This is a genomic window from Paraburkholderia sp. BL10I2N1 (assembly GCF_004361815.1).
Taxonomy (GTDB): Bacteria; Pseudomonadota; Gammaproteobacteria; order Burkholderiales; family Burkholderiaceae; genus Paraburkholderia.
In genome coordinates, this window is the sequence record NZ_SNWA01000001.1 from 4,132,662 (window position 1) to 4,158,441 (window position 25,780).

The following is a 25,780-nucleotide window of genomic DNA, read 5'->3' on the forward strand; positions in this document are numbered from 1 at the left end:
CCGATGCGTTGTTCTACGCTACGCCGATACGCGCCGGTACGCGTCGATTCGCGCCGATGCGCCGTGTCAGCTCTGGCTCGCCTTCGGCACATAGTTGTTGCCGACGATCTCGCCGAACGGTCCCGAGAGCGGACCATTCGCGATCTTGCCCTGCCTGTTGGGCAACAGCGGAAAGACGAGTTCGGCAAAGCGATACGATTCTTCGAGATGCGGATAGCCGGACAGGATGAAAGTCTCGATACCGAGGTCCGCATATTCCTCCATGCGCGCCGCGACCTGCTCCGGACTGCCGACGAGCGCCGTGCCCGCGCCGCCGCGCACGAGGCCCACGCCCGCCCACAGGTTCGGATACACCTCGAGGTCCTGGCGGCCGCCGCGCTTGCCGCCATGAAGCGCGGCCATGCGCCGCTGACCTTCCGAATCCATCTTCGCAAACGACGCCTGTGCACGTGCGACCGTTTCGTCGTCGAGCCTGCTAATGAGTTTATCCGCGGCGGCCCACGCTTCGTCTTCGGTTTCGCGCACGATCACGTGCAGGCGGATGCCGAACCTGATCTTGCGGCCCCGTGCTTCGGCGCGCGAACGGATGTCGGTGATCTTCTTCGCAACCGCTTCCGGCGGTTCACCCCACGTCAGATAAGTGTCGATATGCTCGCCTGCCATCTCATGCGCAGCCGGCGATGAGCCGCCGAACCAGAGTGGCGGGTGCGGCTTCTGCACGCTCGGATACAACGCCTTGCCGCCCTTCGACTTCAGATGCTTGCCGATGAAGTCGATTGAATCGTTCGTGTGCGCCGCCGTCAGCAGGCTGCGCCAGATGCGAAGGAACTCGTCGGTGATTTCGTAGCGCGTATCGTGGTCGACGAACACGCCATCGCCCTCCAGTTCAGCGGCATCACCGCCCGTCACGACGTTGATCAGCAGACGCCCGCCGGAGAGACGGTCGAAGGTTGCCGCCATGCGCGCGGACAACCCCGGCGACGCAATCCCCGGACGGATCGCAACGAGAAACTTCAGGCGCTGCGTGACCGGAATCAGGCTCGATGCGACGACCCACGCATCCTCGCACGAACGACCTGTCGGCAGCAGAACGCCGTCGTAGCCGAGCGTATCGGCTGCGACGGCGATCTGCTGGAAGTAGTCGTAATCGGCCGCGCGCGCACCCTCGGAAGTACCGAGATAGCGACTGTCGCCGTGGGTCGGGATGAACCAGAACACATTCATATGCTGCTCCTGCCTGTTCGAAACTGGATGGATCCGGTTGGGTCGACGCGTTCAGCAACGCTCGACCGTGGGCGCCCGCCTGATCAACGGCACAGGGGCGAAGCGTGAGTGGACGCGCGCGCGGCGCCTCAACTCAAGGTCGTGAAAGGCGCGGACATTACCCGGCGACAACCCTCGCTGCATAGCGAGGCGGCTGAACTGCCGAGGATCGATACCTGACTGGACATCGCGACGGTTTCCCTCGACGGAACATGCGCACGCATTCGCGCACCGGATGGGCGACGGCAACACCGTCTGCATGGGGAAACAGTCTATGGACGGTCCTCAAGCTTTTGAACGATTTTTTTTAGCTTAGGTTTTCCACTTTCGTGATTAGCCCGACGCTTTAGCATACGGGCTGACGCACTCCGGAGAGAGCGTCGGCGGACTATATAATGGCGCACGTTTTCCGATAATCCGGCACGGCGGCGCTTGCGGCCTGTGCCCCTGGCGGTTCAATGCATGCAAAAGATCATCCTGCCGTTTGTGTCCGGCTTCCTCGCCTCCCTGTTCTTTCACGAACCGACGCTCGCGCTGCTGCATGCCGCGGGACTCATTGACCCAACCGGCTTTTCGACCGACCCGTTCCTGCCGCTCGGTCTGCCGACGTTCATTGCAAACGCGATCTGGAGCGCCGTATGGGCTGTGCTGATGGCGTGGTTGCTGCGCGTAGCGCCTGAGCGCCGGGCGCCGTGGATTCAGGCGTTCGTGTTCGGCGGCGTGGTGCTGACGGCTGCAAGCGTGTTTGTCGTCGATCCGCTGCGCGGCATCTGGCCGAGCGGCAACATGCTGCCCCGGCTGACCGTCGGCTTCGCGGGCAATGCGATGTGGGGCTGGGGAGCGCTTGTGTTCATGCGCGCGTTCATGGCCGCCGATGAGCATGTCTGAACGCGGCCAGGCGTGTTCTTCTCAAGTCGTGGCACTGCCGGACTGAACGGCGGTTAGACTAGCCGCTCAACCCTGCCGTGTTCAGCCCTGCAGTTCGCGCAACGGATGTTCTGAAGCCAGCCACGGGCTCTCGAACATTTTCGCCACGTCTTCCTGGGTCACGTCTTCGATGCGCGCGAAGCGCCAGTGCGGACGATTGTCCTTGTCGATGATGCGCGCGCGAATGCCTTCGATGACGTCGCCATGCCCGACACACGAGCGCGTCAGATCCAGATCGCGACGCAGACAGTCGGCCATCGCGCCTTCCGCGCGCGTGACGACTTCCAGCGAGATCGCCATCGATAGCGGCGAGCGCTCGCGCAATACCGCAATAGTCTGCTCGGCCCATTCGGCCCGCTCAGGGTCACCGCTGCCCTGTTCGCTTTCGAGCGACGCGAGAATCTGCCCGACGTCAGGTTTCGCGAAATGCCGGTCGATCATCGTCCGGACCGCTGCGAGCCGCGACTTCTCCGGCGCATGTGCAAGTTTGTGCTCGCCAGCCTCACGCGCGATGTACGCGACAACGTCGGCACCCAATTCGAACGACTCGTTCTTCAACCTGTCGATCAGCGCCGGCAGCGCCGCATCGTCGATGCAGATATCGGCAAGACCGGCGTAAAGCGCATCCGCCGTGCCGATCGTCTCGCCTGTCACGGCCAGGTAGCGGCCGAGCGCGCCCGGCGTACGTGCGAGAAACCATCCTGCGCCCACATCGGGAAAGAGTCCAATGCGCGTTTCCGGCATGGCCATGCGGGTCGAACCGGTCGCCACCCGCAGGCCGCCTGTACGATGCGCGCCCTGCGAAATGCCCATGCCGCCGCCCATCACGATTCCGTTCATCAACGCGATGTACGGCTTGGCGTACGTGAAGATCGCGTGATCAAGCGCATATTCCTCGATAAAGAACGTGTCGATCGCATTGCGCTCGCCACGCTGCGCCGCCTCATACAGGAAGCGGAGATCACCACCCGCGCAGAACGCACGGGGATGCGGACTGCGCACGACAACCGCGAGCACGTCCGGATCGTCTCGCCAGCGTTCGAGCGCGGCATGCATCGCGCGGATCATGCCGGTTGACAGCGCATTCAGCGCTCGAGGCCTTTCGAGCTCGATGAAACCGACGTGGTTCGCGACGTAGGCGACGATTTCGTCGCTGACGGCGGTCGATTCAATGGTGGACATGGATAAGGACGCGATCGAATCGGGACAATCGGAACAACCGGGAATTTGAACGGTATCACGCGGGCGGCGTTTCCGGCTTCGGCGCGGCGCGGCGCGTCCGTGCCCGGCTGGGTACGCGTACCGGCACTGCGGATTCGCGCGAGGCTTGCGGCGCGGGTTTTGGATCCGCCTTGACCTCGTCGGTGGCCACGAACCTGTTCGCCGAGCCGAACCACGCATCAAATGCGACGTCGACGAGCGTGCCGATCGGCGTGCGTGGAAAAACCGGACACGTGAGATTCAATGCCACGATGCCGTGCATGGTTGCCCACAGCGCATCAGCCCAGATCGCCCCTTCCGCCGACGCCGGCAGCCGGCCAGCGGCTTTCAGTGCGTCGATTGAATCGACCATCAGACGAAAGGAAGCGTCGCCGGTTTCGTCCGACGCATCCGCGGCCTCGATCAGCGCGGCGTTGGTATAGCTCGGATCTTCCATGAAGATGAGCCTGTAGGTTTCCGGATGCGCGGTGCCAAAAGCGACATATGCGTGGCCAAGCGCCCTCAGGCGATCCGCCGGATCAGCGATCTGCACGAGCGGCTCGAAGCTCGCCAGCAATTGCGCGTAACCCTCGGAACACAACGCCCGCGCGATCTCGTCACGGTTCTCGAAATGCAGATACAGCGTGGCCGGTGAATATTCGATGGCGTCGGCGATCTTGCGCATCGACAGCGCAGCAAAACCCTCGCGCATCACAATGCGCCGCGACGCATCGAGGATGCGTTCGCGCAGCGCCTGCTTCTGGCGGTTCTTTCTTTCAGCGATTCCCATGCTTTGCATTTTCAGGTTGACAAACTGAAAAGTCAAATTATACTGAACACTGTTTACTGAACGCTGTTCAGTAACTTTTCGACAATCAGCCAGATCAGTGAAATCATCCGGCTTGCCTCGCGGACGAGGCCGAACCGCCTTACATCAGGAGCAAAGGAGTCGTCATGGAAACTGCAGGACAAACAGGTCTGTTCGGCGCCGCTGGCGCGGCTGGACGCAGCATCGCCGCGGCGCTTGGTGCGGCCGGACGGCCCTACAGTGTGATCGGGCGCGGACGGGCGGCACTACAGGCATCGTTCGGCACCGATCCGAACGCGGAGATCGTCACATGGAACCCGGAAGATCCCGCTTCGATCGCGGCCGCAGCAGCTGGCCTGCAGACGGCGATCTACCTTGTCGGTGTGCCCTATCACCAGTTCGCCGCTCACCCGCCGCTGATGCAGAAGACGCTCGACGGGCTGATCGCCGCGGGCGTCCAGCGACTGATCCTGATCGGCACCGTGTATCCATACGGGCGGCCGCAGAGCCGGCCGGTCACGGAATCCCATCCGCGCGAGCCCCATACGTTCAAGGGAAAAATGCGCCTCGCGCAGGAAGACCTCGTGCTCGATGCACACGGCCACAACGGGCTCGAGACGCTGGTGCTGCGCCTGCCCGACTTCTATGGTCCGGGCGTCGAGCACAGTTTCCTGCACGGCGTGTTCGAAGGCGCCGCGCGCGGCACACGCGCGCAGATGATTGGTCCGGTCGACGTGCCGCACGAATTCGTTTTCATCCCGGATCTCGGTCCGGTCGTCGAGACATTGACGCGCACGCCGCAAGCGTTCGGCCGTGTGCTGCATCTTGCCGGCGCGGGCACGATCACGCAGCGCGAAGTAGCGGAACGCGCATACGCCCTGTGCAACCGCACGCCGAAGCTGACGGTCGCAGGCAAACCGATGCTACGCGCGCTCGGCCTGTTCAATCCGATGCTGCGAGAACTCGTGGAAATGCATTACCTGCTGACGGATCCTGTCGTCCTCGACGATACCGCGTTGCAGACCCTGATCGGGCCGATCAGAAAGACCTCATATGAAGAAGGAATCGTCCAGTCGCTCGCGGCCGCGCGCGCCGCAGTCCGGCAAGCCGCATGAGCGCGTTGCCTGTCACGCGCCGGGCACGTTGCCGGGCGGAAAGTGGCCGCTCTTCAGCAGTACCGGCGTGCCGTTGCTGATGCGTAGATGTTCGCGCGCAACGGCTTCGATGTGCGCGCGGCCCGCGTCGAAAGCCCTGCGCCAGCCTTCACTATCGTTCGATTGCGCACCGAAGTGGTCCTCTAGCGCTTCGACCGAAATCGCACAGGGTACCGGCTCGCCATCGACGAGCGCGGGAAATACGAGGGTCAGGTTCGAGTCGCGATAAGCAGGCGCATCCGCGAGGAAACGAATTTCCATGGTTACCTCATCAGGAAAATCCGGCAGAAAACGCTTCCGACGCACATTGGCGCGGCACGTGCACAGCGCAGATTATGGTACTCGCCCCGGCGCACCGGGGTCCAGTCGCGGTTGACCTCTCGCCTGTCGGCAACCCACGACCATTCAGTCAATGTCGGTGACAAAGAGTTCGACGCCCGAATGCGCGATCATCTGCGCACTTGTGCGCGCGCCGGCGGTCGAAACGGATACCCAGCAAGTCGTCGCCGCGCGCAGATTCGAGAGGTGAGACGTCAGTATGGGAAAATATTTCCTCCAAAACAGCGAAGTCCCGGAGCCCGATGCAGCCAACAGATGGTTTGCATATGCCGAAAGTCACGGCATCGACATACCGAAGGCCATCAGCATATGGGAAGACGCCGCGACCGAAAGCGGCACCGAAAGTCGCCGCATCATCGGCAGCGCGGGAATCCGGATCGATCCGGGAATCGCATGACGCCCACCAGCGGCTGCGAGAGTTCGCACTGTCGAAACATCATTCACGAGGAAACACGATGAAGTCTCTCGAGCGGCGCATGCGCCAGACCAGCCTTTCCGCCATGGCGCGCATCGTCGCTTTGCCCGGAGCGATCCTGCTCATTGCGTCTCTGTCGGCCTGCGCGTCGTCGAATACGACCTCGCTGATCAACCTGCCGAACGGCGATACCGGCTTCGCGGTGAACTGCAGCGGCGCGGATGCCGGCTCGAGCTGGGCATCGTGCTACGTGCAGGCCGGCAACGCGTGCGGAGCAACCGGCTATGACATCGTATCGAAAGACAACGACGAAGGCGGCACCGCGGGCGGTGGTGTCACCAACGTCGTGTCGGCGAATGTCAAGAACCGTTCGATGATCATTCGCTGCAAGTAACCTGCCCTGTCGGGAGCAGGCGTGCCCGTCAGTGCGCCTGCATCCCCGAGAACAGATTGAGCACCACCACTCCAGCGACAATCAGCCCGAGTCCACAGACCGCTGCGAAATCGGGCACCTGGCGATACATCACAATCGCAACGAGTGTGATCAGCACGATGCCGACGCCTGACCAGATTGCATAAACGATGCCGACCGGGATGCTTCGTAGCGTCAGCGACAGGCAATAAAACGAAATGCCGTATCCGACCACAACGACCGCGGCAGGCAACAGCCGCGAGAAACCGTCGGACGCACGCAGCGCGGAGGTGGCAATGACTTCGGCAACAATGGCAAGGGCGAGCAAGGCGTAGGGAGGCATGCGCATCGTGTCAGGCTCTCGCGAGTGCAAGTGCGCTGTAGTCCTGTCCGAGCAGCGCGCATAGCGCTTCGACAACCAGTTCATGATCGGAGCGCTGCGGCAACCCTGAGACCGTGATCGATCCGATAACGCCCACGCCCGCCACGGTCAACGGGAACGCGCCACCATGCGACGCGTATTCGCTCGCGGGCAATGCATGCTTTTCCGCGAGCGTCGTGCCGGCCTGCTGCATGCGCAGTCCGATCGCATACGAGCTGCGACGAAAATGCGCGACCACGTTGCCCTTGCGTCGCGCCCAGTCGACGTTATCGGGCGTCGCGCCCTCAAGCGTACAAAAGAATAGCGGCTGACCGAAGGTGCGCACATCGACCGCAAGCGGGAGGCCGCGCGCTTTCGCGATCTCATGCAGATAGGCACCCACTTGCCACGCTCGATCGGCGTCGAAACGGGGAAACACCAGGGCTTTTTCCTGAGCGACAATCGACTGCAGATCGTGAACGATATCCATGAGCAAAGACAAAAAGTTGAACGCGCGCCCGCGATGCGGCGCAAAGCGAATTCCGATTCTAGCTCATCGCATCGGGCTACCCATTCTGTAGGCGTCGCAAAGCAACGCACGCGCGACTTCAACTCATGCGTGTTGAAGTCGGTTCTTAAAAAGGTGTTGCGCCACGATGGTGTTTGCCCTATAATCTTTTCTTCGACGGACGCGGGGTGGAGCAGTCTGGCAGCTCGTCGGGCTCATAACCCGAAGGTCGTAGGTTCAAATCCTACCCCCGCAACCAATAAGCACCAACAAGCAGTTCACCGTCGTACCATCAAACCCGCTTATGCGGGTTTTTTGTTTTCTGGGCTTCTCCGATGAAACGAAGGCTCTCCCTTTCCTTGGGATCCGCTTAGAGCACGAGCCATCCCGTCGCGCCTCATACCAACTTTCACGCGAATCCTGCAGGGTCATTGCGTGCCTGTCGTCGCCCGGGAAACGAGCCTCGCAGAATTTTCTCACCCTACACCTGATCTGGGCGCAGTTGTGCTCTTGCCGCCGATACGGATATCTACCTCGCGTCTCACGAAGCTGGCCGCCCGGTAACTCCACTCAATCATCGTCGAACGGTGGGGTATCGAACACGAAGATCAAGACAGCACTCCCAAACTGCAACGCAGTCGTTCAAGATGGGCCGCCTTTCCCCGGACGCGCATCGAGAACAGTTTGAACGCTGCAAGGAGCAAGGCATGCCTTCCAACGCGACAGTTGACAGTGCCAGACCGCCGCGTGAGAACACGGTCGATGAAAATCTGGTCGGAAGATACCTGCTCTATTTCTTTCTGCTCGTGTTCATCGTGTCGCCAATGGTCGATCTTGTGACAAGGTGGTTTGTTTCACCGTTTCCGTCATTGACACATTTGCTGCGAGTCGGGACGTCTGCGTGGGTCACCGGCCTGCCTGCGGCCGAAGACTCCTGGGGACTGATGCGTGCAGCGCTTGACTGGTTCTGGCAGCATCCGGGCGGTCGCATGTATCACCAGTTGTTCTTTGTCGAGGGGAACAAATTCCAGGATCCGCCGAGCAGTCTGTTGCCGTTGTACATCCTGTCGCTCTTTGGCATCCATCCAGGCAATGCTGCTCTCAACCGCTTCGACTTCCTCGTCATTCTGCTCAACGTGCTGGCGTCCGGCGCGTTCGCCTTCACGCTGGCGCTACGCTCGCCCGGCTGTGCCTCCAGGCGCTGGCCGATCGCAGCGGCAGCAGCATGCGGCACGCTGCTGTTTTTCCCTCTGCTCGGCGCACTGACCATCGGCCAGGTGCAAAGCTGGATCAGCGCGTTGTTTGCATTCGCAGCGCTCGCGTGGCTCCTGCGCCGCAAGGGACTGTCGGGCCTGCTGATCGGCCTCATCTGCCTGATCAAACCTCAATTCATGTTGTTCTTCGTCTGGGGTCTGCTGCGGCGCGAATGGCGCTTCGTTGCAGGCTGGAGCGCAGTGGCGCTGGCTGGGCTCGCCGCATCGTTGTCGGTCTTCGGCGTGCAAAACCATCTCGACTACCTCTCGGTGTTGCACGCTCTATCACGCACAGGCGAAGCCTATCGACCCAACCAGTCGATTAACGGCGTTCTGAACGCCCTCTACCGAACTGGCGATCCCAACGTCTGGGAGGCCCGTGGCTTCCCTTCGTTCAATCCGTTCGTCTATGCCGGCACGGTTGCGTCATCTGCCGCGCTGATCGCCGCGGCTCTGCTGATTCCGCTTTTTAGCCGGCAGCGGCTCGGATTGCTGGATTTTGCCGGAGCCGCGTTGACGTTTACGCTCGCGTCGCCGGTTGCCTGGGAGCACGATTACAGCATCTTGCCGACAGCCTACATCGCCACGATGTTCGCACTGCTAATACGCAAGGCGACGCCGATGCGCACGCTCGGCTTCGCGACACTGGCGATCTCGTATCTGACGACTGCTCACTGGCTGAGCGGCTACTGGATGCTCGCGGGGATCCTCGCTCTGCTCACACTGATTCATGCGCTCAATTTTGGCGCGCGTGACAACGCCCTGGGTGCCTCTAACCAGAACCAGACGCAGGGCTGCCCGTAGAGGCGCCGCAAAGCGCCGGAAGATCGACAGGTTCGCTCGTGCGGAGCGTTGAATTTCCCTACCCGCGACAGAGGCGGATGGTTCCGGGGACGAACACGCTCTCGCCGGCTGGCCGGGCGGATCGACCTGGCCGGGCCGGTGCCCGACCAGGTTCGTCGCGCCGGCACCGGGCGTCATCGTGCCGCCCCGCCCCGGTGATAAACTTCCATCACCATTCCTTGCCCACTTTCCATGAAATTCTGTTCTGTTTGCGGCAACGCGGTCAGTCTGAGCATTCCTCCCGGCGACAACCGTGAGCGCTTCGTCTGCGCCAGTTGCGGCACCGTGCACTATCAGAATCCGCGCAACGTCGTCGGCACGGTCCCGGTCTGGGACGAGAAGGTGCTGCTGTGCCGCCGCGCGATCGAGCCGCGTTACGGCTACTGGACGCTGCCCGCGGGCTTCATGGAAATGGGCGAAACCACCGCCGAAGCCGCCGCGCGCGAAACGCTCGAGGAGGCCGGCGCACGCGTCGAGGTGCAGAACCTGTTTTCGCTCCTGAACGTGCCGCACGTGCATCAGGTGCATCTGTTCTACATGGCGCGGCTACTCGACCTCGACATCGCAGCCGGCGAAGAAAGCCTGGAAGTGCGGCTCTTCGAAGAGCATGAGATACCGTGGGACGACATCGCCTTCCCGACCGTCGGCCAGACGCTGCGGTTTTTCTTCGCTGACCGTATGTCCGGCAGCTACGGCCTGCATACCGGCGACATCTTCCGCTCGCTGCGCGAAGGTTGAGCGGGCCGCGCGCATGGTTCCCTGGCTCGGACCCGACGATCCGTTTCCGCCCGTCGAGCGCGCGCTCGGCGCGGCAAGCGGCGCACCCGGCCTCCTCGCGGCAAGCGCCGATCTGTTGCCGTCAAAACTCATCGACGCTTACCGGCGCGGCATCTTCCCCTGGTATTCGGACGGCCAGCCCGTGCTCTGGTGGAGCCCCGACCCGCGCATGATCCTGCGCCCGCGCGAGTTCAAGGTCTCGCTGTCGCTAAAGAAAACGCTCAAGCGCGTGCTGCGCGACGAGGCGTGGGAAATCCGCGTCGACGAGGACTTCGCCGGCGTCATGCGTGCCTGCGCGATGACACCGCGGCATGGCCAGCGCGGCACATGGATCACCGCCGATGTCATCGACGCCTATTCGTCGCTGCATCGCGTCGGCGATGCGCACAGCATCGAAACCTGGCACGAAGGCCGGCGCGTTGGCGGCCTCTACGGCGTGTCGTTCGGACGCATGTTCTTCGGTGAATCGATGTTCGCGGAGGTCACGGATGCTTCGAAGATCGCGCTCTCAGCGCTCATCGGCCACTTGCGACGTCACGAAATAGAAATGATAGACTGCCAGCAGAACACGTCGCATCTGGCGTCACTGGGCGGTCGCGAGATAGCGCGCAAGGCGTTCGTCGCGCATGTCGACGCCTCTGTCGATGCTGCACCGATCCCCTGGCGCTTCGACAAGACCGCGCTCGCCGACGTCATCGCGCAACCGGCGTGACGGCCCCGATAAGGGGCAAACGAAGGGCAAACGATCCGGCTAGTCCGCGGCACGGCTTCGGCAACCGGGTTTGCAATACCAGAAACGCTTCGAGAGCTGCCAACGTGACTCACCCGAATGAGCTGCCGCTTTCACCGCTTTCGGCGCTGCAATTCTATGCAACAGCGCCCTACCCTTGCAGTTATCTGGAAGGGCGTATCGCACGCTCGCAGGTTGCCACGCCGAGCCATCTCATCAACTCCGACGTCTACACCGAACTCGTCAAGGCGGGCTTTCGCCGCTCCGGCGTGTTCACCTATCGGCCCTACTGCGACGGATGCAGGGCCTGTGTGCCGGTGCGCGTGCCGGTCGAGCGCTTCGAGCCAAACCGCACGCAGCGCCGGGTGTGGAGAAAGCATAGCGAACTGATCGCCACGGTCGCGCCCTTGCACTACGACGAAGAGCACTATGCGCTTTACATGCGCTACCAGTCGGCGCGGCATGCGGGCGGCGGCATGGATCGCGACAGCCGGGACCAGTACGAGCAGTTCCTGCTGCAAAGCCGGATCAATTCGCGCCTGGTCGAATTCCGCGAGCCGCCGCACCCCGGCCACCCGGGGATGCCCGGCATCCTGCGGATGGTCAGTATGATCGACATCCTCGGGGACGGGCTCTCGTCGGTCTACACGTTCTTCGAACCCGATCAGTCGCACACGAGCTTCGGCACCTACAACATCCTCTGGCAGATCGAGCAGGCCCGCAGCCTGAAGCTGCCGTATGTCTATCTCGGCTACTGGATCCGCGAGAGTCCGAAGATGGCGTACAAGGCGAACTTCCGCCCGCTCGAAGGGCTCCATGACGGTTCATGGACGGTTCTCGATACGACGGGTCCCGCGCTTGCGCCGGTCGACGCGATGGCGCACGGCGGCCGGCGCGGCAACACGCCCTGAGATACGGCACGACCACAGCGCGAACCTCGGCACGACCGCAGCACAAACGAGCCGCCTGCGATTCCCCTTGCGCGCCACCCACAATCCCGGACTTTGATCTCATTAAACCGCTAAAATAGCGGGTTCTCATTTTCTGGCCGTCCGGCTTCGTTCTGTGTTCAGTTCCCTTTACCCGCTCGTACGCGCCCAACTCTTTCGCATGGACGCGGAAGACGCCCACCATTTGACGCTGCGCCTGCTCGGCGCCGCCGGCCGCACCGGTCTTGCCGGCGCACTCGCGCCGCGCGTGCCCGACTCGCCGCGCACCGTGATGGGCCTCACCTTCCGCAACCCGGTCGGCCTCGCCGCCGGTCTCGACAAGGATGGCGCGTGCATCGACGGGCTCGCCGCGCTCGGCTTCGGTTTCATCGAAGTGGGCACGGTCACGCCGCGTGCACAGCCGGGCAATCCGCGGCCGCGCATGTTCCGGCTGCCCGAAGCGAATGCGGTCATCAACCGGATGGGTTTCAACAACGCGGGCGTCGACCAGTTCGTGAAGAACGTGCAGGCAGCGCGCTATCGCGGCATTCTCGGCCTGAACATCGGCAAGAATGCGGATACGCCGATGGACCGCGCCGCCGACGACTACCTGTACTGTCTCGAGCGCGTGTACCCGTTTGCGAGCTATGTGACAGTCAACATTTCATCACCGAATACGAAGAATCTGCGCCAACTGCAGGGCGCAGACGAACTCGACGCGCTGCTGGCCGCGCTGAAGGACAAGCAGCAGCGTCTCGCCGACCTGCACGGCAAGCTCGTGCCGCTCGCGCTGAAAATCGCGCCGGATCTCGACGACGAGCAGATCAAGTCGATCGCCGACACCCTGCTGCGCCACCGCTTCGAAGGCGTGATCGCCACCAACACGACGCTCTCCCGTGCCGCCGTAGCCGGCTTGCCACACGCCGACGAGGCCGGCGGCCTGTCGGGTCGGCCGGTGTTCGACGCATCGAACGAAGTGATCCGCAAGCTGCGCGCCGAAGTTGGCGAAACGGTGCCGATCATCGGCGTGGGCGGCATTTTCTCCGGCGACGACGCGCGCGCCAAACTGGCTGCCGGCGCCTCGCTGGTGCAGCTCTACACGGGCTTTATCTATCGCGGCCCGGCGCTCGTCGCCGAATGCGCGCAGGCTCTGGCCGCCTGATTCACCCTGGTCTGGAAGCAGGCAATCGATAGCAAAAATATCGATTGCCTGGCAACGGTCATCCTCGCTGAAATCACTACCCGCCCTGGGCAAATAAGGAACAAAGCTCGCCCTGAAGCCGGAGTTCGTCACGACCGAATGGAGCGCGTGATCACCCTCACCGAGTTGCTGCGCAGCGCGCAGGAGATCATCGCGTCGACCTGTCAATCATTGCCTGCTTATCTCGCAGCCGTCAGCGACGCGCCATCCAGCGCCACGCCGAAGCGGTCGAAGCGCGGCTTGTAGTAGTGATCCGGGTCGAGCGAAAACGCGACGTGACGCGTGCGCCCCATCAACTCACTGCGCGGAAAGAAACCGAAGTAACGCGAATCGGCGCTGTCATCGCGGTTGTCGCCCAGCATCAGATACTCGCCCGCCGGCACCATCACGGGCCCGAACGAGCGACGCGGACTCGGCGACACCTCAGACAGCCGCACCACGTGCGACACGCCGTCGAAACGCTCCCTCAGATACTCGCCAGGCGAAAAGGTATCGCCCGGCAGGGGCGTCATCGCCAGCGGCTGGTAGTTCGCGCGCACGCCGTTCACATACAGCACGTTGTCGCGCATCGCGACACGGTCGCCAGGCAAGCCGATCAGGCGCTTCACGATCAGCTCATGCGCCGCCGACGAATCGACCGTCACGATATCGCCGCGCTGCGGGTCATGCAGATGCGCGATCGCGATGTGCGTGAGCGGAATGCGCAGGTCGTACGCCATCTTGTTGACGAGGATGCGGTCGCCCTCTCGGATCGTCGGCAGCATCGAGCCGCTCGGCACGACGTTCCAGTCGGCCACCGCGCTGCGAAACAGCACCATTAGAACGAGAAACGCGAAAAGGCTTTTGTTGTCGCGCCAGAATTTGCTCAGCATGCGTGTCACAACCCGCTCCCATCGGAAGGAAATCGAAAGCTTGAGCGCACCAACCGCCACGCGCCCGCGCAGATCGTATCACTCGCCCGCAAACCGCACGCCAAGCGTCGCGCGCGCGGCGTCGGCCATGGCGATCATCTGCCGCGACTTCGCATGTGTCATCACCGGGCTCTCGAGGTGTCCTGCGCGGATCAGTTCGCAGAAGTGTGCCGTCTCGTAGTTGAGTCCGCCGCCTTCGAACGGCGCATCGAGTTCCACGACACGGCCGTCCCTATAGCGGATGGTCGCGCGCACCGGATTCCACCAGTTTTCGTGGATCGTCACGTGTCCGCCGGTTGCCGCGATCAGCGCATCGCCCTTGCCGGCCAGATCGAGACCGCAGAACAGTTGCGCGATGCCGTGTTCGTGCCGGCTGTTCAGACTTGCGAAGACGTCGACACCGGTCGGCCCGAGGCGCCCGATCGTCTGCACGTCGAGCGGCGCGCCGAGCCAGTCGACCGCGAGAAACATCTCGTAGATGCCGATGTCGAGCAGCGCACCGCCCGCGTGTTCGAACGACACCGACGGGTGATCGTCGGGCACGCCGGGCACTGAGCAGCCCGCCCGCACGAGCCCGACCGCGCCGATCGGGTCGGCGGCGAGATGCGCGCGCAACTGGCGATACAGCGGATAAAACGGCGGCTTCATCGCCTCCATGAAGAGCCGTTGCGCGGCACGCGCCGCGCCGATGACGCGATCGAGTTGCGCCGCGTTCACCGTCGCAGGCTTTTCGCACAGCACGTGGCGGCCAGCCTCGAGCGCGGCGATGGCATAGTCGGCGTGGCTGTCCTGGTGCGTGGCGATGTAGACGGCGTCGATGTCGCTCGCGAGCAGCGCATCGAGACTCGCATGCACGGTGCCGCCGAATTCGGCGGCAAAGGCCGCGGCCGGTTCGCGGCGCCGCGACCAGAGAGAAGTGATCCGTGCGCCGGGAACGTGTGCAAGCCCCACAGCAAAACGGCGCGCAATCCGCCCCGTACCAACGATGCCCCAGCGGACCACGGTGTTGTCTTTCATCGATGTATCAATTCCAGCGAGGTTGATGGCAACCGCTATTGTCGCCCATCCTGGCGCCATGCCCGCGACAATGGCGCCCGCCTTGCTGGAAACACATCGTCATCCAGGCATCTGCCGGTCGACGGCATACGTCCTGCATATCTCGTCGGCGGTGAAGTCGATCAGCGCGCGCGAAGCGCTTTCCGCTTCTTTCGGATCATGCCGTTCGATCGCATCGACGATGCGGCTGTGCGTGTCCACGATCGCTTCCCAAAGGCCAGATTTCTCGGTGACGATCGGATTCACCGTCGACAACGCCCCGCGAATGATGGCCGCCATCTGCTGGAAAAACTGGTTGCCGCTCGCCACGACGATCCGCGTATGCAGCAATTCATCGGCAGCCTGATAGCCAGGCTCACCTGGCCGGACCTCCCGGAAAGCGTTGAATGCCTCGCGAATGCCGACGACATCCGCCGGACTCCCGCGCGAAGCAGCCTGAGCCGAGGCGCGCGGCTCGATCAGCATGCGGAACTCAATCACGTCGCGCAGAAACGCCGGATCGGGCTTCGCGCGAAAACGCCAGTTCACGACCTCTTCGTCGATCATGCGCCAGTCCCGCATGGGCCGGATGCGGGTGCCGATCTTCGGCCGCACATCGAGCATGTGACGCGCGAGCAGCATCGACAGTGCCTCGCGCATCACTGTCCGGCTCACATCGAATTCCTTCGACAATACATCCTGCGGCGGTAGCACAGCACCGTACTTTTCCTCCACGATGCCCGTGACGAGTCCATCCATCACCTTGCTGACCAACGAGCGGTCCTTGTTCGCCTGTTCCATGACACTCTCCCCGATGCGGCCCCTGTTGCCTGAGTAGCCAGTTGACCCTTGCCCTCGTATGCGGAATAGATGTTTTTTCAGTACGTTGCTTGGTTCGGAAACGATGCGCCAGTGGGAAACGTCCTGACAGGGTTATCCCTCTGACAAATTGTTTCGTCTGTGTAACGCGGCGCGCAGCATGGCACGCCCAGTCTGCCTCGGAGGGGATAAGCCATGGAAAAATTGCATCGCGCGGCGCGCGGCGACACCTCGCACCGGCGTTTCTGCGGTATGTGCGATATATGTGCGCGTGACAGATGAGGAGGGCCCGTCCGGCTCCGCGAGGCAGGCTCACGGCCGAAATCGCCCGGCAATGGCTCAATGATCCCGGGAGACCGATGCGTAACGGCCGCCGAAGAACACAAGCGGGGCGTGTTCGTCGAGCGAAAACACCAATACCTCGCCGACGAACAGCGTGTGGTCGCCGCATGCGTGACGGTCCACGACGCGCGCGGCAAAACGCGCCACCGCGCGGTCCAGCAGCACGACGCCATCCAGCCCGTCGACCTCGGTGAAACGCGGCGCGAGCCATGTCTGCGGTTCGCCCGCGAAGTGCCGGCTGTGCGGTTCCTGTTCGTCCGACAGCACGCTGACGCCGAACAGTTGGGTTTGCATGAGCCGCTCGTGCATCCGTGCACGATGCCCGACCGACACGACGATGAGAGGCGGCTTGAGCGAGCCGGACATGAAGGCGTTGGCTGTCATCGCATGAAGGTGATCACCCGAGCCGGCCGAAATCACCACTACGCCGGTCGCAAAGCGCCCCAGCGCGCGACGGAAATGGCGTTCGTCGAAAACCGGCTCCGCTGCGGCATCGCTTGCCGCGCGATCAGGGAAGACAGCTTCGCCGACCGGGAATGTTCGCGCGTTCATTGCTGATCCCTGCCACGGGTCCGCGTCCCGGGCTCGCGCTGCGCGACCCGTCCGTACTGGTCGTCGAAGCGCACGATGTCGTCTTCGCCGAGATAACTGCCCGATTGCACCTCGATGATCTCGAGCGGCGTCTTGCCCGGGTTCTCGAGCCGATGAGTGACGCCGAGCGGAATATACGTGGACTGGTTCTCCGACAGCAGGAAAGTCTCTTCCCCGCGCGTGACGCGTGCGGTGCCGCGCACGACCACCCAGTGCTCCGCGCGATGGTGATGCATCTGCAGCGACAGACGTCCACCAGGCTTCACCACGATGCGCTTCACCTGGAAGCGTTCGCCGCGGTCGATCGAGTCGTAGCAGCCCCACGGCCGCTGCACCTTGCGGTGCTCCTTCGCCTCCGGACCCTGCTCTGCCTTCAGCCGGCCGACGATCGCCTTCACGTCCTGCACGCGATCTTTCGACGCAACGAGCACAGCGTCCGCCGTCTCGACCACGACGACGCCGCTCACGCCGACACACGCGACGAGCCGGCCGTCGGAATGCGCGAAGCTGTCGGTCGCGCCCTCGAACAGCACGCGCCCGCGCGCGACGTTGCCCGCGTCATCCTTCTTCGACACGTCCCAGACAGCGTCCCATGCGCCCACGTCGGACCAGCCCGCGACAAACGGCACGACCACGCCGGCGAGCTTCGCGTCGGCACCGATCTGTTCCATCACGGCGTAGTCGATCGAATCCGACGGGCAGCTTGCGAACGTCGCGCGATCGAGACGCAGGGCGCCGTCGCTTTCGATCGACGCCCGCGCGAACGCATCGGTACAGGATTCGGCGATCGCTGGACGGCAACGCGCAATCGCATCGAGCCAGACCGATGCGCGCACGACGAAGATGCCACTGTTCCACCAGAACTCGCCCGACGACACATAGTGCGCCGCGAGTTCCGCATCGGGCTTCTCGACGAAGCGGTCAATGGCACGGGTGCCGTCGGTACCTTGGGCCGCGCCCGTACGGATGTAGCCGTAACCGGTTTCCGCCCGCTGCGGCGGCACGCCGAGCGCGACGATTGCACCCGCGGCCGCGTGCGCCACGGCATGCTCGAGCGCAAGCGCAAATGCGGTGCAGTCGGCAATCAGATGATCGGCTGGCATCACCACCAGCACCGGATCATTGCCCGGCGGCGCATCGGCCTGCGCGGCCAGGGCCGCGATCGTGAGCGCAGGCGCCGTGTTGCGCGGTACCGGTTCGAGCACGATGTGAAAAGCTTTGCCGCATCGTTCGAGGCGGTCGACGGTCAACAGGCGCAGATCTTCTCCGCACACGACGAGTGGCGCGGCCTTCACCATGCGCAGCGCCGACGACGCGTGAGCGTCGGGCATGAAAGCGTGATCGAGTCTCTTCAGCGTGGCCTCGAGCAGCGACTCGTCGTCGATGAGACCGATCAGCTGTTTCGGACACTGCTCGCGCGATAGCGGCCATAGACGTGTGCCGGAGCCTCCCGCCAGTATCACCGGTTGCACGGTGCACGACGCCTGAGCCTCGTTTTCACGGGCCTCGAGCGTGACAGGCAACACGAAATCGTTCATTCGTCGCTCTCCCGAAGCGGTGCGATCAGTTTTCCAGAAGCGAAAATCAGTGTACATGCGTCGATGGAGAGGGTAGCCGCCTCATGACCCCATCACAGACTCATTGAATCAGAGAGCGCACGCGGGGCTCTGTTCGAGCGCCCACATTGCCTCAGGACATTATTCGTAGGGGTAGAAGCGTCGAACGACGCACACCGAAGGAACGCCGGACGCCCGCCGGCGCAACGATGCATCGACTCAGGCGCCGTGAGCAGGCTTACGTGCGATGAAGTGGAACCACCATGCGTCGCTGCTCTGCGTTTCGGCATAAATGCGCTCGCCGTCGCAGCTGCCGAACACCGCATCGATCTCGAAGCCGATCGAAGTCAACTGACGCCGCTGCTCAGGCAGCGTCGTATAAACGATGACAATCCCGAACATATGCGCAGCCGCCGTCTTGATCGAATAGCCTTCGTAGTCGCGATGGAACTTTGCATGGCGCAGATAGTTGTAGCTTGCAAGCGGCAGCACCCGCATCGAACGCAGCGTTCGCCAGCCGAAGCGCAACGGGTTCGGAGAAAAGCGCGGCAGCAGTTTCCAGACGCTTTCCTGAAAACCCGGGCCTTCGCGGTTGTGGCTGGAGAAGAGAACCAGACCACCAGGCTTCGTCACACGATACATTTCCTTCAGGATCTGTTCGCGGTCTTCGTAGTTCACGCAGTCGATTCCGTTCCAGCTGAACGCCGTGAGGCCGAAGTGATCCGACGGCAGTTTCGACATGTCGCGCGCATCCATATGACGCAGATCGAGGCCGGGAAAGCGCCCGCGCGCCTTCTCCACCAGCACCTCCGTGTAGTCGATGCCCGTATAGTCCGACGAAATATGCATCATCAGCGGTATTGTCCGGCCCGCGCCGATGCCGATATCGAGCAACGGCTGGCCGCGGCATTCGTCGGTAACCCAGTCGAACGCGGACGCCTCACCCGGGTCCGTCCACATCTTTTCGGTTGTAAATTCGCGCAAGGCATCGCGCGAATTCCACGTGCGCTGATTGATCTGGTCAAGCGGAAGCTGGATGTTCATTGAGGCGCTCCATCTGGATATGAACCGTAAGCCACATGCTCCCCGGTCGATCGCCGGCCCGCTGTCGGAGTGGCCGGGCGTTCATCGGGACTCGTTTCCACAGCTGGCGCCCTGACAAACCGCTCAAAGAACCACGACTGTGCATCGGCCATCGCGACTTCCCGCGCGGGGCGCGTGAAGAGTGCGTGGTCGAGCTTGGGTAAGGTCACCGCGCTCACGCGCGAGAAGCGGCGAAGCGCACGCAGACGCGGACCAAACTGGATTTTCAGCTCGTCGAGCCCGAGATCGAAATCGCCATACACGAGGCGCGCTTCCGCGCCTTTGTCGTGCAGCGTGCGCAGCAGCCGACGCACCTCATCTGGCGCAATCGACAGACCGGTCGTGTTGTCGATCAGATCGGAGACGCGCAGGAACAGACCACGGGACGCACGTTGCGCAAGCCCTCGCACGACCCGCATGAGGGACGTCTCGCCGCGCAGCACGCGCATCCATTTGTCGAGCCGGAGTGCCGATTGACGCAGGACGCGCGTCGACGCAAGGCCAGCGGTGCCGGGCGCACGCGCCTCGCCATCCCAGATGAATTTTTGCAGGTTCACGCCGAAGCAACCGACGATACGCGGATGCGCGGCACACGCATGCAGTCCGACAAACGCTCCGCCGCACACGCCAAAGGTGACGACCCGCGGGTGCCCGTGTTCGACGAGCCAGTCGGCGCCCGCCATCGCGCCCGCACAGGAGTCCGCCGAATAGATCATGTCCAGCGTGACGGCCGGCACCGCGGGCGTACTGTCGCCGAGACCAGCCAGATCCATGCGCAACGACGCGATGCCCTGACTCGCCAGCGTCCGTGCAAAGAGGACAAAAATGCGGCCGTCGCCGATGTGATGACTTGCGCCGGTATTGAAGAAGAGAACGGCGGGTGCGCCCTCGCGTGGCACATCGGGCCGGCAATAGATGCCGAAATGTCCGCCGAAGATCACTGGGCGTTCGCTCGCCTTGTCGCCCACGAGCGCGAGTTCTGATGGTTCCGCGTGAAGCGCGTGCGCGCCTGCGTCAGCACTGGCGTCATGTGCGCCGCGCGGCACGTCCGCCGAAACGGCCTGTGCGCCGGTCACCTTTTCGAGCCATGCGGCGACGGTCGCGAACGCGTCAACGGGTTCTTCGCTATACAACGCCTCGACAAAGAAGCGGTCTGCTTCGTCGAAGGCGTGTCGCTCGACCTGCACGCCGTTCGCCGTATAGTGCTCGACTAGCGCCGTACCGCGTGCGCGATCGCTCGAGTCCAGCAGCAGGACGCGGCGCGCGGGTGCCCGCGTGTCGGCGCGCAGATCATACGCACCCAGTTGCGCGATGTCGTCGCCATGAAAACCGAAGCCGAACGCTTCAATATAGTTCGCGGTATCGGGAATGGGATCGGCGTTCATGCCCGCGGTCGTGCTCATCCAGCTCTGGCGATGCGCCCGCAGCTCGCGTAGATAGCTTCGCCCAGACTGCGGCGGCGATAGCAGCACAAGCCCGTCGATGCCGCCGATCCGCTCGGCAGCAAGCGTTGCAAGCGCGGCGCCGAGGCGCAGGCCACACAATGAAACCTGCGTGACACCCGTGGTCTGAACCAGATGACGTACGGCTGCGACGATGCTGTCGAGCCACGCATCGACCCTGCCGGATTCATCTTCCCTGCCTGACGAATCGCCCGTGCCGGGGTAGTCGAAGCGCAGCACGGGCATCCCTGCCATCGCGATGCGCTCAGCCAGTCGACGCCATCCGCGGTGCGTGCATAGCGCGTCGTATCCGAACGGATTGCAGAGCACGACGCCGTGTCGGCCCTGCGCCTCATGAAGCCAACCGAAGCAGCCATCGAAGATGACTGGTCTCATGTGAGTCCTTATGCCATGGCGAGTGAACACGCGTGCAGAGGACCGCACGACATGCCGTCACATCGACCACAAACGATCACCGATAGACGGACGGGATAGTCCCGACTGTATCGAGAGCACGTCGACCTATCTGTGCGTCCTCCCACACAATGCTCTGACGTGTCGTTGCACACTCGGGCACCGGGCTCGTGGCAACGCATATGGGTGCGCAGACGCACAAACTTCACAGCAGGCACCGGGCAGAATCCTGACACTGGGTGGAGGTACATCCGGATCATTCATACAGGGCGCCTGAGATGATGCACCTCGAGACGACGCAAGCACCAGCCAGCGGTCATTCCGGCGACGCAGAACCGGCCCTTTCCGGCACAGAAAAGACGATGTCATTCGGCAGGGGAAACCGGATCATCGGATCGATGGACTGGTTCTTGCCAGCTGTTGCCGGGGTCGTCATGTTGGCCCTCTTCTTTCGGATCCCCACGCTTTCCTCCCGCTCGATCTGGATGGACGAGGCGTACAGCTTCTGGTTTTCGAGTCTCTCATGGACGGATTTATGGACCAGGACGCCCCTCTATGAAACACACCCGCCCTTCTACTATTCGCTACTGAAGATCTGGATCGCGCTGGCAGGATCCTCGGAAGCCGCCATGCGATCGCTTTCTGTCGTCGCGAGCCTCGCAACGGTGGCGATCACAGCCTTCGCACCACGCCTCATCGGACTCGGAAAAAGCTACGCTCCGGCAGGCATCGTGGCGGCTCTGCTTGTGGCCTTGAATGACGGAAATATCGAATACGCCCAGCAGGCGCGGCCCTACGCGCTTCAAACGCTGTTCTGCACGATGCTCATCGTGACTTCGTTGATGCTGTTGCGCCGTCTGCTCGACGCGCAACGCAAGACAGCACGGATTCGCGGCGCGACTCTCCTCTGCCTCTCGTCAGGCATTTGTGGCGGCATCGTACTGTGGCTTCACAACACGAGCCCATTCATCATTTTCAGCAACTGGACGGCGATATTCGCGGCCATCCTGCTGTTCTCCCCCTACAAGCGCGAGGACATGCTACTCGCCGCCAAGGCGTTGGCCGTGGCCCTGCTGGTATGGAGCCCGTGCATCCCGATCCTGTTGATCGAGAGCAGAACCGTCGCAGCCGCATTCTGGATCACGATCTCGCCCAGAATGATCACATGGCCCTACACGCTGGCAGCAGGTGGCAAGTTCGCATTTATTCCCGCCGTCGTCGTGGCCTCTCTCGCGTGGCTTGCGATCTGGAGAAGCAGCAAGGCAATCGCCCTGTACCTGGCCACCATCCTGTTCATGCCAGTGGCCTGCATTTTCGTGCTGTCTTATCTTTACACACCGATCTTCATCACACGCACCTTCGCATGGATCACCCCGGCTTTCCTGCTTCTGGTCGCTTTCGGCCTGTATCTCCCGGGGAAGATGAAGACTTTCAGGCTCGCCATCCTGGCCGTTCTCGTCCTCCTGTGCAGCGTACAGAGCATCACGTACCTTCGCTCACCCACCGAAGACCTGCGCGGCGCCGTTCGCTACCTGGCTGACAACTACCGCCCAGGCGACCTTCTGCTCATCTACCCGAACGAGCTGGAAGTCGGTCTGCACTACTACGCGCGTCAGCAGCCCGTTGAGTTCGACATTGCGGCGATACCGTCGCGCTACCCGGCTGTCGGGTTCAAGCGTCCCTATCTCGGCAGCAATAAGGGCGCGCCAGCGACGATCGAGAGCGACCGCGTGGAAATCGACCGGTTGCTGGCTTCCCATCAGCGGGTATGGTTCGTCGGCGACTGGCCGGGCCTCGGCGGCAAGATGAATATCGTGAGCAGCGAGGTGTTTCGGCAGCGCGGCGCGCCCTTGTCGTCGGTCGAATTCATTGGACCGCGGGTCACGCTTTTCGACAGATAGCCCGCATTTTCGCCACTCGACGAGTGTGCCGCACGCGCTCGTCCGGCGTCATTCGACCACGTCCATGGCATGCCAACGATGAATGCAATGGTGCCCGATCGCCCTAACCGGATTGCGATATGCGCGAATACATGAGCACGTTCAAAGAGGCATCCGCCGGTCCAGACTATCCGGCCTGTTTCGCCTGGCTTCTGGTCTTCGCGTGCGGTGCGGGAATACTGCTCGGCCCGATCGTCAATGGGCACGACACCTATCTTTCGTTTTCGCACATCGAAGTCTGGGTGAACGCCTTGAGGGCGGGCGATCTGGTTTCGGTCTGGACCCCTGTCGATGCCAACGGCTTCGGCTCTCCCATGCCGTTTTTCTACCATAAGCTTTTCAATCTCGTGGCCGCGGCGCTCACGATCGCGACAGACGACATCGTTATGGGATTCCGTCTGAGTGTTCTGCTCTTCGCCGCCATCATGCTGTACGGCGTCTATCAGTGTGCAGCGAAGCTCGGTATCGACCGCACGGCCAGCCTCGTCATCGCCATCGCATGTGTGCTGTCGCCGTACTCGCTGATTTGCGTCATCGAACGCGGTGCCGTCGCCGAATTTTCGGCCAATGCGCTGGTACCACTTGGAATCGCCTGCACCATCGATCTGTTGAACGGCAAAAACAGGACGTGGTCGGCGCTCAAGGTATTCGCCGTCCTGATGCTGCTCCTGCTCGCTCACCTCGTCATCTTCGTCGCCGCTGCCGGCCTGCTGATCCTGTGCGCGCTCTACCTGCTCGTGCGCTCCACCCGGACAGGCGTTGCGCTCCTCGTGGCGAGCGGCAGCGCGCTTTTAGTCTTCCTTGTGCTGGTCTATGTGCCGTTCACGGTATGGGGCAGTTACTTCTGCCCAGCTCAAGCCACGCTCCATGGCCTGCCTGCCGACAATGCTGTTCCGCTCATACGGATCTTTTCTCCCAAGCCAGGATCGTGGTTTGGCTGGCCCATTCTTACGCTGCTAGCCGGACTGGCTCTTCAGATTCGCAGCAGGAACGATCGTTACGCTCGCGTCGTTTTGACGTCCGGCATCGCGGCTCTTGTGCTGACGTTGTTTATGACGCAGCTCGCCGCCCCCGTCTGGCGACTGTCGGCCATGTTCGATTTCGTGCAGTTTCCGTGGCGCCTGCTGTCGATCGCTACACCGCTGATGTTCATCGCGTTCGCGGGCATGATCGAGCAGCTTCGCCCGACCTGGAGACGGGTTGCGCAGATCGCACTACTCGCGGTCACCGTAGCCCATGTCGTCGGCAAGGTGGACGTGTTACAGCAGACTCATACCGCCATTCCCCTCGCTGAGCTGAGGCACGAGATCCCGTCCGCGGAGCCGGGCCCAGACGCCGGTGGCGAATACTTTCCAGCGCGCTATCAGGCAAGGCTGACTGCGACGCCCAACATCCCGTTCGTCAAGGCCAGCTCGATTCTTCCCGAGCCACGGCAACTGGTCGAAAGTCACGGAGGGTGTACGTTCGAGGGTGGTGCGCGGATTCCGTACTTTCGAAACCTTCGTATTCATGCAAACTGCGAATCAGCCGGCGTCATACGGGTGAACCAGTTTTCCACCCCTTTCCTTGACGTCAGCGCGGTCAGTACCGAAGGCGCCATGTCGCAACCGGTTGCACAAACGCCCTTCATCGATCTCCCGCTAAACAGGGGAGACTGGACGATACAGGTCAGGGAACGGACCTGGATCGAACTGGTAAGGATGGCATGGCAGCAAACACTGACGCGCGCTATTTGAGGGGTGTCGTACTAGCCTGTTATCGCCTTGATGACGTCATCCTGCAAGCCGCGAATGTGACTGATCATCGCGTTGCGTGCTTCCACCTTGTCACGCGACTTGAGCGCGGCGAGAATCGCAAGGTGTTCGACGTGATTCTCCTGCTGGCGGTGAAGATGGCTCGTCACGCGAAAGAGCCGCGCGTTCAGCCGCATCATCGCGATCATCTGGACGAGAACGGCATTGCCCGACGCCTCCGCAATCGTCCTGTGCAGCAGATCATCCAGTTCACGATGCTCGACTTCGGTATGCTTGCCGACCTCGAGCGCGTGAACCTTCGCTTCCAGCGCCTCGATCACCACGGGCGTGAGCCGCTGGATACCGAGGTCGATCGCCTGTGCTTCGAGTACTTCACGAACCCGCATGCTTTCGAAAAACTCGCGAGCAGACACTGTGCGCACCGCGAAGCTGCGCGCGTCGGCGCGCACCAACAGGCCTTCGCCGGTGAGCCGGATCAGCGCCTCGCGAACGGGTGTCCGCGACATATCCAGTTGGTCGGCGACACGCAGCTCGTTGAGCAGCGCGCCCGCCTCGAGCTCACGATCCAGAATCATCTCGCGCAAACGCCGGTAGGCGCGCTCGCCGAGGCTGGCAACGCGTGTTTCGGAGACCGCTTCTTCTGTCTGCACGGGCAATGCCTCCGGCTGCCGTACCTCGCCTGTCGATTTCCGCGATGCCTTCTTCACGCCGGTTCCCGCTGCCTTGATTTCTGCTCTTGTCATGATTGCGCGTAATTCTCTTTTCCGCCGGAT

The 25,780-nt window shown here is 62.6% G+C and carries 25 protein-coding genes, 1 tRNA gene and 1 pseudogene; 13 read left to right on the forward strand and 14 right to left on the reverse strand.

The annotated features are described in order from the left end of the window. Positions 1-66: 66 nt before the first annotated feature. Positions 67-1,224 (reverse strand): FMNH2-dependent alkanesulfonate monooxygenase, encoded by a 1,158-nt coding sequence (ssuD, locus tag B0G77_RS19355; RefSeq protein WP_133663567.1) that lies wholly within the window; start codon positions 1,222-1,224, stop codon positions 67-69. Positions 1,225-1,725: 501 nt separating this feature from the next. Here ssuD and B0G77_RS19360 point away from each other — a divergent pair. Beyond that, positions 1,726-2,151, forward strand: a complete 426-nt coding sequence (locus B0G77_RS19360; protein ID WP_133663568.1) for a hypothetical protein — start codon at positions 1,726-1,728, stop codon at positions 2,149-2,151. Positions 2,152-2,232: 81 nt separating this feature from the next. On the opposite strand, the gene B0G77_RS19365 is transcribed toward B0G77_RS19360, so the two are convergent. Continuing rightward, the gene (locus B0G77_RS19365) at positions 2,233-3,372 is read right to left on the reverse strand and encodes an enoyl-CoA hydratase/isomerase family protein (protein ID WP_133663569.1); all 1,140 of its coding nucleotides are present in this window, start codon (positions 3,370-3,372) and stop codon (positions 2,233-2,235) included. Positions 3,373-3,427: 55 nt separating this feature from the next. Beyond that, positions 3,428-4,180, reverse strand: coding sequence for a TetR/AcrR family transcriptional regulator (locus B0G77_RS19370; protein WP_133663570.1), 753 nt, complete (start codon positions 4,178-4,180; stop codon positions 3,428-3,430). A gap of 164 nt (positions 4,181-4,344) precedes the next feature. Here B0G77_RS19370 and B0G77_RS19375 point away from each other — a divergent pair, with 164 nt between their 5' ends. Beyond that, positions 4,345-5,313 (forward strand): NAD-dependent epimerase/dehydratase family protein, encoded by a 969-nt coding sequence (locus B0G77_RS19375; protein ID WP_133663571.1) that lies wholly within the window; start codon positions 4,345-4,347, stop codon positions 5,311-5,313. A gap of 12 nt (positions 5,314-5,325) precedes the next feature. Here B0G77_RS19375 and B0G77_RS19380 read toward each other — a convergent pair whose 3' ends face one another. Beyond that, positions 5,326-5,613: a DUF1488 domain-containing protein gene (locus B0G77_RS19380; RefSeq protein WP_133663572.1), complete on the reverse strand. Its 288-nt coding sequence runs from the start codon at positions 5,611-5,613 to the stop codon at positions 5,326-5,328. Between the two features lie 277 nt (positions 5,614-5,890). Between B0G77_RS19380 and B0G77_RS44345 the strand changes: the two genes are divergently transcribed. After that, positions 5,891-6,088, forward strand: a complete 198-nt coding sequence (locus B0G77_RS44345) for a hypothetical protein (RefSeq protein ID WP_133663573.1) — start codon at positions 5,891-5,893, stop codon at positions 6,086-6,088. A 58-nt stretch (positions 6,089-6,146) separates the two neighbouring features. Next, entirely contained in the window at positions 6,147-6,500 is a 354-nt protein-coding gene (locus tag B0G77_RS19390; protein WP_133663574.1) for a hypothetical protein, read from the forward strand. A gap of 28 nt (positions 6,501-6,528) precedes the next feature. Here B0G77_RS19390 and B0G77_RS19395 read toward each other — a convergent pair whose 3' ends face one another. After that, a complete protein-coding gene (locus tag B0G77_RS19395; RefSeq protein ID WP_133663575.1) occupies positions 6,529-6,867 on the reverse strand; it encodes a multidrug efflux SMR transporter in 339 nt (112 codons plus the stop codon). Positions 6,868-6,871: 4 nt separating this feature from the next. After that, entirely contained in the window at positions 6,872-7,369 is a 498-nt protein-coding gene (locus B0G77_RS19400; RefSeq protein ID WP_133663576.1) for a heme-degrading domain-containing protein, read from the reverse strand. Positions 7,370-7,569: 200 nt separating this feature from the next. On the opposite strand from B0G77_RS19400, the gene B0G77_RS19405 reads away from it, so the two are divergent. From B0G77_RS19405 to B0G77_RS44350, 7 genes and pseudogenes are all read left to right on the forward strand, one after another. Then, positions 7,570-7,646: transfer RNA gene (locus tag B0G77_RS19405), tRNA-Met, on the forward strand. A gap of 448 nt (positions 7,647-8,094) precedes the next feature. Next, complete coding sequence (locus B0G77_RS19410) at positions 8,095-9,444, forward strand: glycosyltransferase family 87 protein (RefSeq protein WP_166656190.1); 1,350 nt, start codon at positions 8,095-8,097, stop codon at positions 9,442-9,444. Between the two features lie 231 nt (positions 9,445-9,675). Continuing rightward, positions 9,676-10,221: an NUDIX hydrolase gene (locus B0G77_RS19415; protein ID WP_133663578.1), complete on the forward strand. Its 546-nt coding sequence runs from the start codon at positions 9,676-9,678 to the stop codon at positions 10,219-10,221. Positions 10,222-10,234: 13 nt separating this feature from the next. Further along, the gene (gene aat, locus B0G77_RS19420) at positions 10,235-10,972 is read left to right on the forward strand and encodes a leucyl/phenylalanyl-tRNA--protein transferase (protein WP_133663579.1); all 738 of its coding nucleotides are present in this window, start codon (positions 10,235-10,237) and stop codon (positions 10,970-10,972) included. Positions 10,973-11,076: 104 nt separating this feature from the next. Then, positions 11,077-11,901: an arginyltransferase gene (locus tag B0G77_RS19425; RefSeq protein ID WP_133663580.1), complete on the forward strand. Its 825-nt coding sequence runs from the start codon at positions 11,077-11,079 to the stop codon at positions 11,899-11,901. Positions 11,902-12,055: 154 nt separating this feature from the next. After that, the gene (locus tag B0G77_RS19430; RefSeq protein ID WP_133663581.1) at positions 12,056-13,081 is read left to right on the forward strand and encodes a quinone-dependent dihydroorotate dehydrogenase; all 1,026 of its coding nucleotides are present in this window, start codon (positions 12,056-12,058) and stop codon (positions 13,079-13,081) included. A gap of 147 nt (positions 13,082-13,228) precedes the next feature. Further along, a pseudogene (locus B0G77_RS44350) lies at positions 13,229-13,318 on the forward strand (ABC transporter permease); the annotation flags it as partial. On the opposite strand, the gene lepB reads toward B0G77_RS44350, so the two are convergent. The 7 genes from lepB to B0G77_RS19465 form a co-directional block, all read right to left on the reverse strand. Next, positions 13,300-13,992 (reverse strand): signal peptidase I, encoded by a 693-nt coding sequence (gene lepB / locus B0G77_RS19435; protein WP_133663582.1) that lies wholly within the window; start codon positions 13,990-13,992, stop codon positions 13,300-13,302. The pseudogene B0G77_RS44350 and the gene lepB sit on opposite strands and share 19 nt — an antisense overlap. Before the next feature lie 78 nt (positions 13,993-14,070). Further along, positions 14,071-15,048 (reverse strand): Gfo/Idh/MocA family oxidoreductase, encoded by a 978-nt coding sequence (locus B0G77_RS19440; RefSeq protein WP_133663583.1) that lies wholly within the window; start codon positions 15,046-15,048, stop codon positions 14,071-14,073. Between the two features lie 99 nt (positions 15,049-15,147). Next, the gene (locus B0G77_RS19445; RefSeq protein WP_133663584.1) at positions 15,148-15,867 is read right to left on the reverse strand and encodes a FadR/GntR family transcriptional regulator; all 720 of its coding nucleotides are present in this window, start codon (positions 15,865-15,867) and stop codon (positions 15,148-15,150) included. A gap of 357 nt (positions 15,868-16,224) precedes the next feature. Beyond that, entirely contained in the window at positions 16,225-16,779 is a 555-nt protein-coding gene (locus tag B0G77_RS19450) for a flavin reductase family protein (protein WP_133663585.1), read from the reverse strand. Further along, complete coding sequence (locus B0G77_RS19455; RefSeq protein ID WP_133663586.1) at positions 16,776-18,356, reverse strand: mannose-1-phosphate guanylyltransferase/mannose-6-phosphate isomerase; 1,581 nt, start codon at positions 18,354-18,356, stop codon at positions 16,776-16,778. The genes B0G77_RS19450 and B0G77_RS19455 overlap by 4 nt, the downstream gene beginning before the upstream one ends. Before the next feature lie 237 nt (positions 18,357-18,593). Then, on the reverse strand, positions 18,594-19,418 hold the full coding sequence (locus B0G77_RS19460; protein ID WP_133663587.1) for a class I SAM-dependent methyltransferase: 825 nt from the start codon (positions 19,416-19,418) through the stop codon (positions 18,594-18,596). After that, entirely contained in the window at positions 19,415-21,295 is a 1,881-nt protein-coding gene (locus B0G77_RS19465) for an alpha/beta hydrolase (RefSeq protein WP_133663588.1), read from the reverse strand. The genes B0G77_RS19460 and B0G77_RS19465 overlap by 4 nt, the downstream gene beginning before the upstream one ends. A 647-nt stretch (positions 21,296-21,942) precedes the next feature. Between B0G77_RS19465 and B0G77_RS19470 the strand changes: the two genes are divergently transcribed. Together B0G77_RS19470 and B0G77_RS19475 are read left to right on the forward strand one after the other, a co-directional pair. Then, positions 21,943-23,214, forward strand: a complete 1,272-nt coding sequence (locus B0G77_RS19470; protein WP_133663589.1) for a hypothetical protein — start codon at positions 21,943-21,945, stop codon at positions 23,212-23,214. A gap of 131 nt (positions 23,215-23,345) precedes the next feature. After that, positions 23,346-24,989, forward strand: a complete 1,644-nt coding sequence (locus B0G77_RS19475) for a hypothetical protein (RefSeq protein ID WP_166656191.1) — start codon at positions 23,346-23,348, stop codon at positions 24,987-24,989. An 11-nt stretch (positions 24,990-25,000) separates the two neighbouring features. Here the strand turns inward: B0G77_RS19475 and B0G77_RS19480 are convergent, their stop codons facing one another. Further along, entirely contained in the window at positions 25,001-25,750 is a 750-nt protein-coding gene (locus B0G77_RS19480; protein WP_133663591.1) for a GntR family transcriptional regulator, read from the reverse strand. Between the last annotated feature and the right edge of the window lie 30 nt (positions 25,751-25,780).

What these genes read in the sequence shown, in the direction of transcription:
- B0G77_RS19470 (WP_133663589.1), top strand. Translation starts at nt 21,943, where the DNA reads ATGCGATCGCTTTCTGTCGTCGCGAGCCTCGCAACGGTGGCGATCACA.
- aat (WP_133663579.1), top strand. Translation starts at nt 10,235, where the DNA reads ATGGTTCCCTGGCTCGGACCCGACGATCCGTTTCCGCCCGTCGAGCGC.
- B0G77_RS19450 (WP_133663585.1), bottom strand. Translation starts at nt 16,779, where the DNA reads ATGAACGCGCGAACATTCCCGGTCGGCGAAGCTGTCTTCCCTGATCGC.
- B0G77_RS19365 (WP_133663569.1), bottom strand. Translation starts at nt 3,372, where the DNA reads ATGTCCACCATTGAATCGACCGCCGTCAGCGACGAAATCGTCGCCTAC.
- B0G77_RS19460 (WP_133663587.1), bottom strand. Translation starts at nt 19,418, where the DNA reads ATGAACATCCAGCTTCCGCTTGACCAGATCAATCAGCGCACGTGGAAT.
- lepB (WP_133663582.1), bottom strand. Translation starts at nt 13,992, where the DNA reads ATGCTGAGCAAATTCTGGCGCGACAACAAAAGCCTTTTCGCGTTTCTC.
- B0G77_RS44345 (WP_133663573.1), top strand. Translation starts at nt 5,891, where the DNA reads ATGGGAAAATATTTCCTCCAAAACAGCGAAGTCCCGGAGCCCGATGCA.
- B0G77_RS19380 (WP_133663572.1), bottom strand. Translation starts at nt 5,613, where the DNA reads ATGGAAATTCGTTTCCTCGCGGATGCGCCTGCTTATCGCGACTCGAAC.
- B0G77_RS19475 (WP_166656191.1), top strand. Translation starts at nt 23,346, where the DNA reads ATGAGCACGTTCAAAGAGGCATCCGCCGGTCCAGACTATCCGGCCTGT.
- B0G77_RS19360 (WP_133663568.1), top strand. Translation starts at nt 1,726, where the DNA reads ATGCAAAAGATCATCCTGCCGTTTGTGTCCGGCTTCCTCGCCTCCCTG.
- B0G77_RS19400 (WP_133663576.1), bottom strand. Translation starts at nt 7,369, where the DNA reads ATGGATATCGTTCACGATCTGCAGTCGATTGTCGCTCAGGAAAAAGCC.
- B0G77_RS19370 (WP_133663570.1), bottom strand. Translation starts at nt 4,180, where the DNA reads ATGGGAATCGCTGAAAGAAAGAACCGCCAGAAGCAGGCGCTGCGCGAA.
- B0G77_RS19390 (WP_133663574.1), top strand. Translation starts at nt 6,147, where the DNA reads ATGAAGTCTCTCGAGCGGCGCATGCGCCAGACCAGCCTTTCCGCCATG.
- B0G77_RS19395 (WP_133663575.1), bottom strand. Translation starts at nt 6,867, where the DNA reads ATGCGCATGCCTCCCTACGCCTTGCTCGCCCTTGCCATTGTTGCCGAA.
- B0G77_RS19410 (WP_166656190.1), top strand. Translation starts at nt 8,095, where the DNA reads ATGCCTTCCAACGCGACAGTTGACAGTGCCAGACCGCCGCGTGAGAAC.
- ssuD (WP_133663567.1), bottom strand. Translation starts at nt 1,224, where the DNA reads ATGAATGTGTTCTGGTTCATCCCGACCCACGGCGACAGTCGCTATCTC.
- B0G77_RS19465 (WP_133663588.1), bottom strand. Translation starts at nt 21,295, where the DNA reads ATGAGACCAGTCATCTTCGATGGCTGCTTCGGTTGGCTTCATGAGGCG.
- B0G77_RS19415 (WP_133663578.1), top strand. Translation starts at nt 9,676, where the DNA reads ATGAAATTCTGTTCTGTTTGCGGCAACGCGGTCAGTCTGAGCATTCCT.
- B0G77_RS19445 (WP_133663584.1), bottom strand. Translation starts at nt 15,867, where the DNA reads ATGGAACAGGCGAACAAGGACCGCTCGTTGGTCAGCAAGGTGATGGAT.
- B0G77_RS19455 (WP_133663586.1), bottom strand. Translation starts at nt 18,356, where the DNA reads ATGAACGATTTCGTGTTGCCTGTCACGCTCGAGGCCCGTGAAAACGAG.
- B0G77_RS19375 (WP_133663571.1), top strand. Translation starts at nt 4,345, where the DNA reads ATGGAAACTGCAGGACAAACAGGTCTGTTCGGCGCCGCTGGCGCGGCT.
- B0G77_RS19480 (WP_133663591.1), bottom strand. Translation starts at nt 25,750, where the DNA reads ATGACAAGAGCAGAAATCAAGGCAGCGGGAACCGGCGTGAAGAAGGCA.
- B0G77_RS19440 (WP_133663583.1), bottom strand. Translation starts at nt 15,048, where the DNA reads ATGAAAGACAACACCGTGGTCCGCTGGGGCATCGTTGGTACGGGGCGG.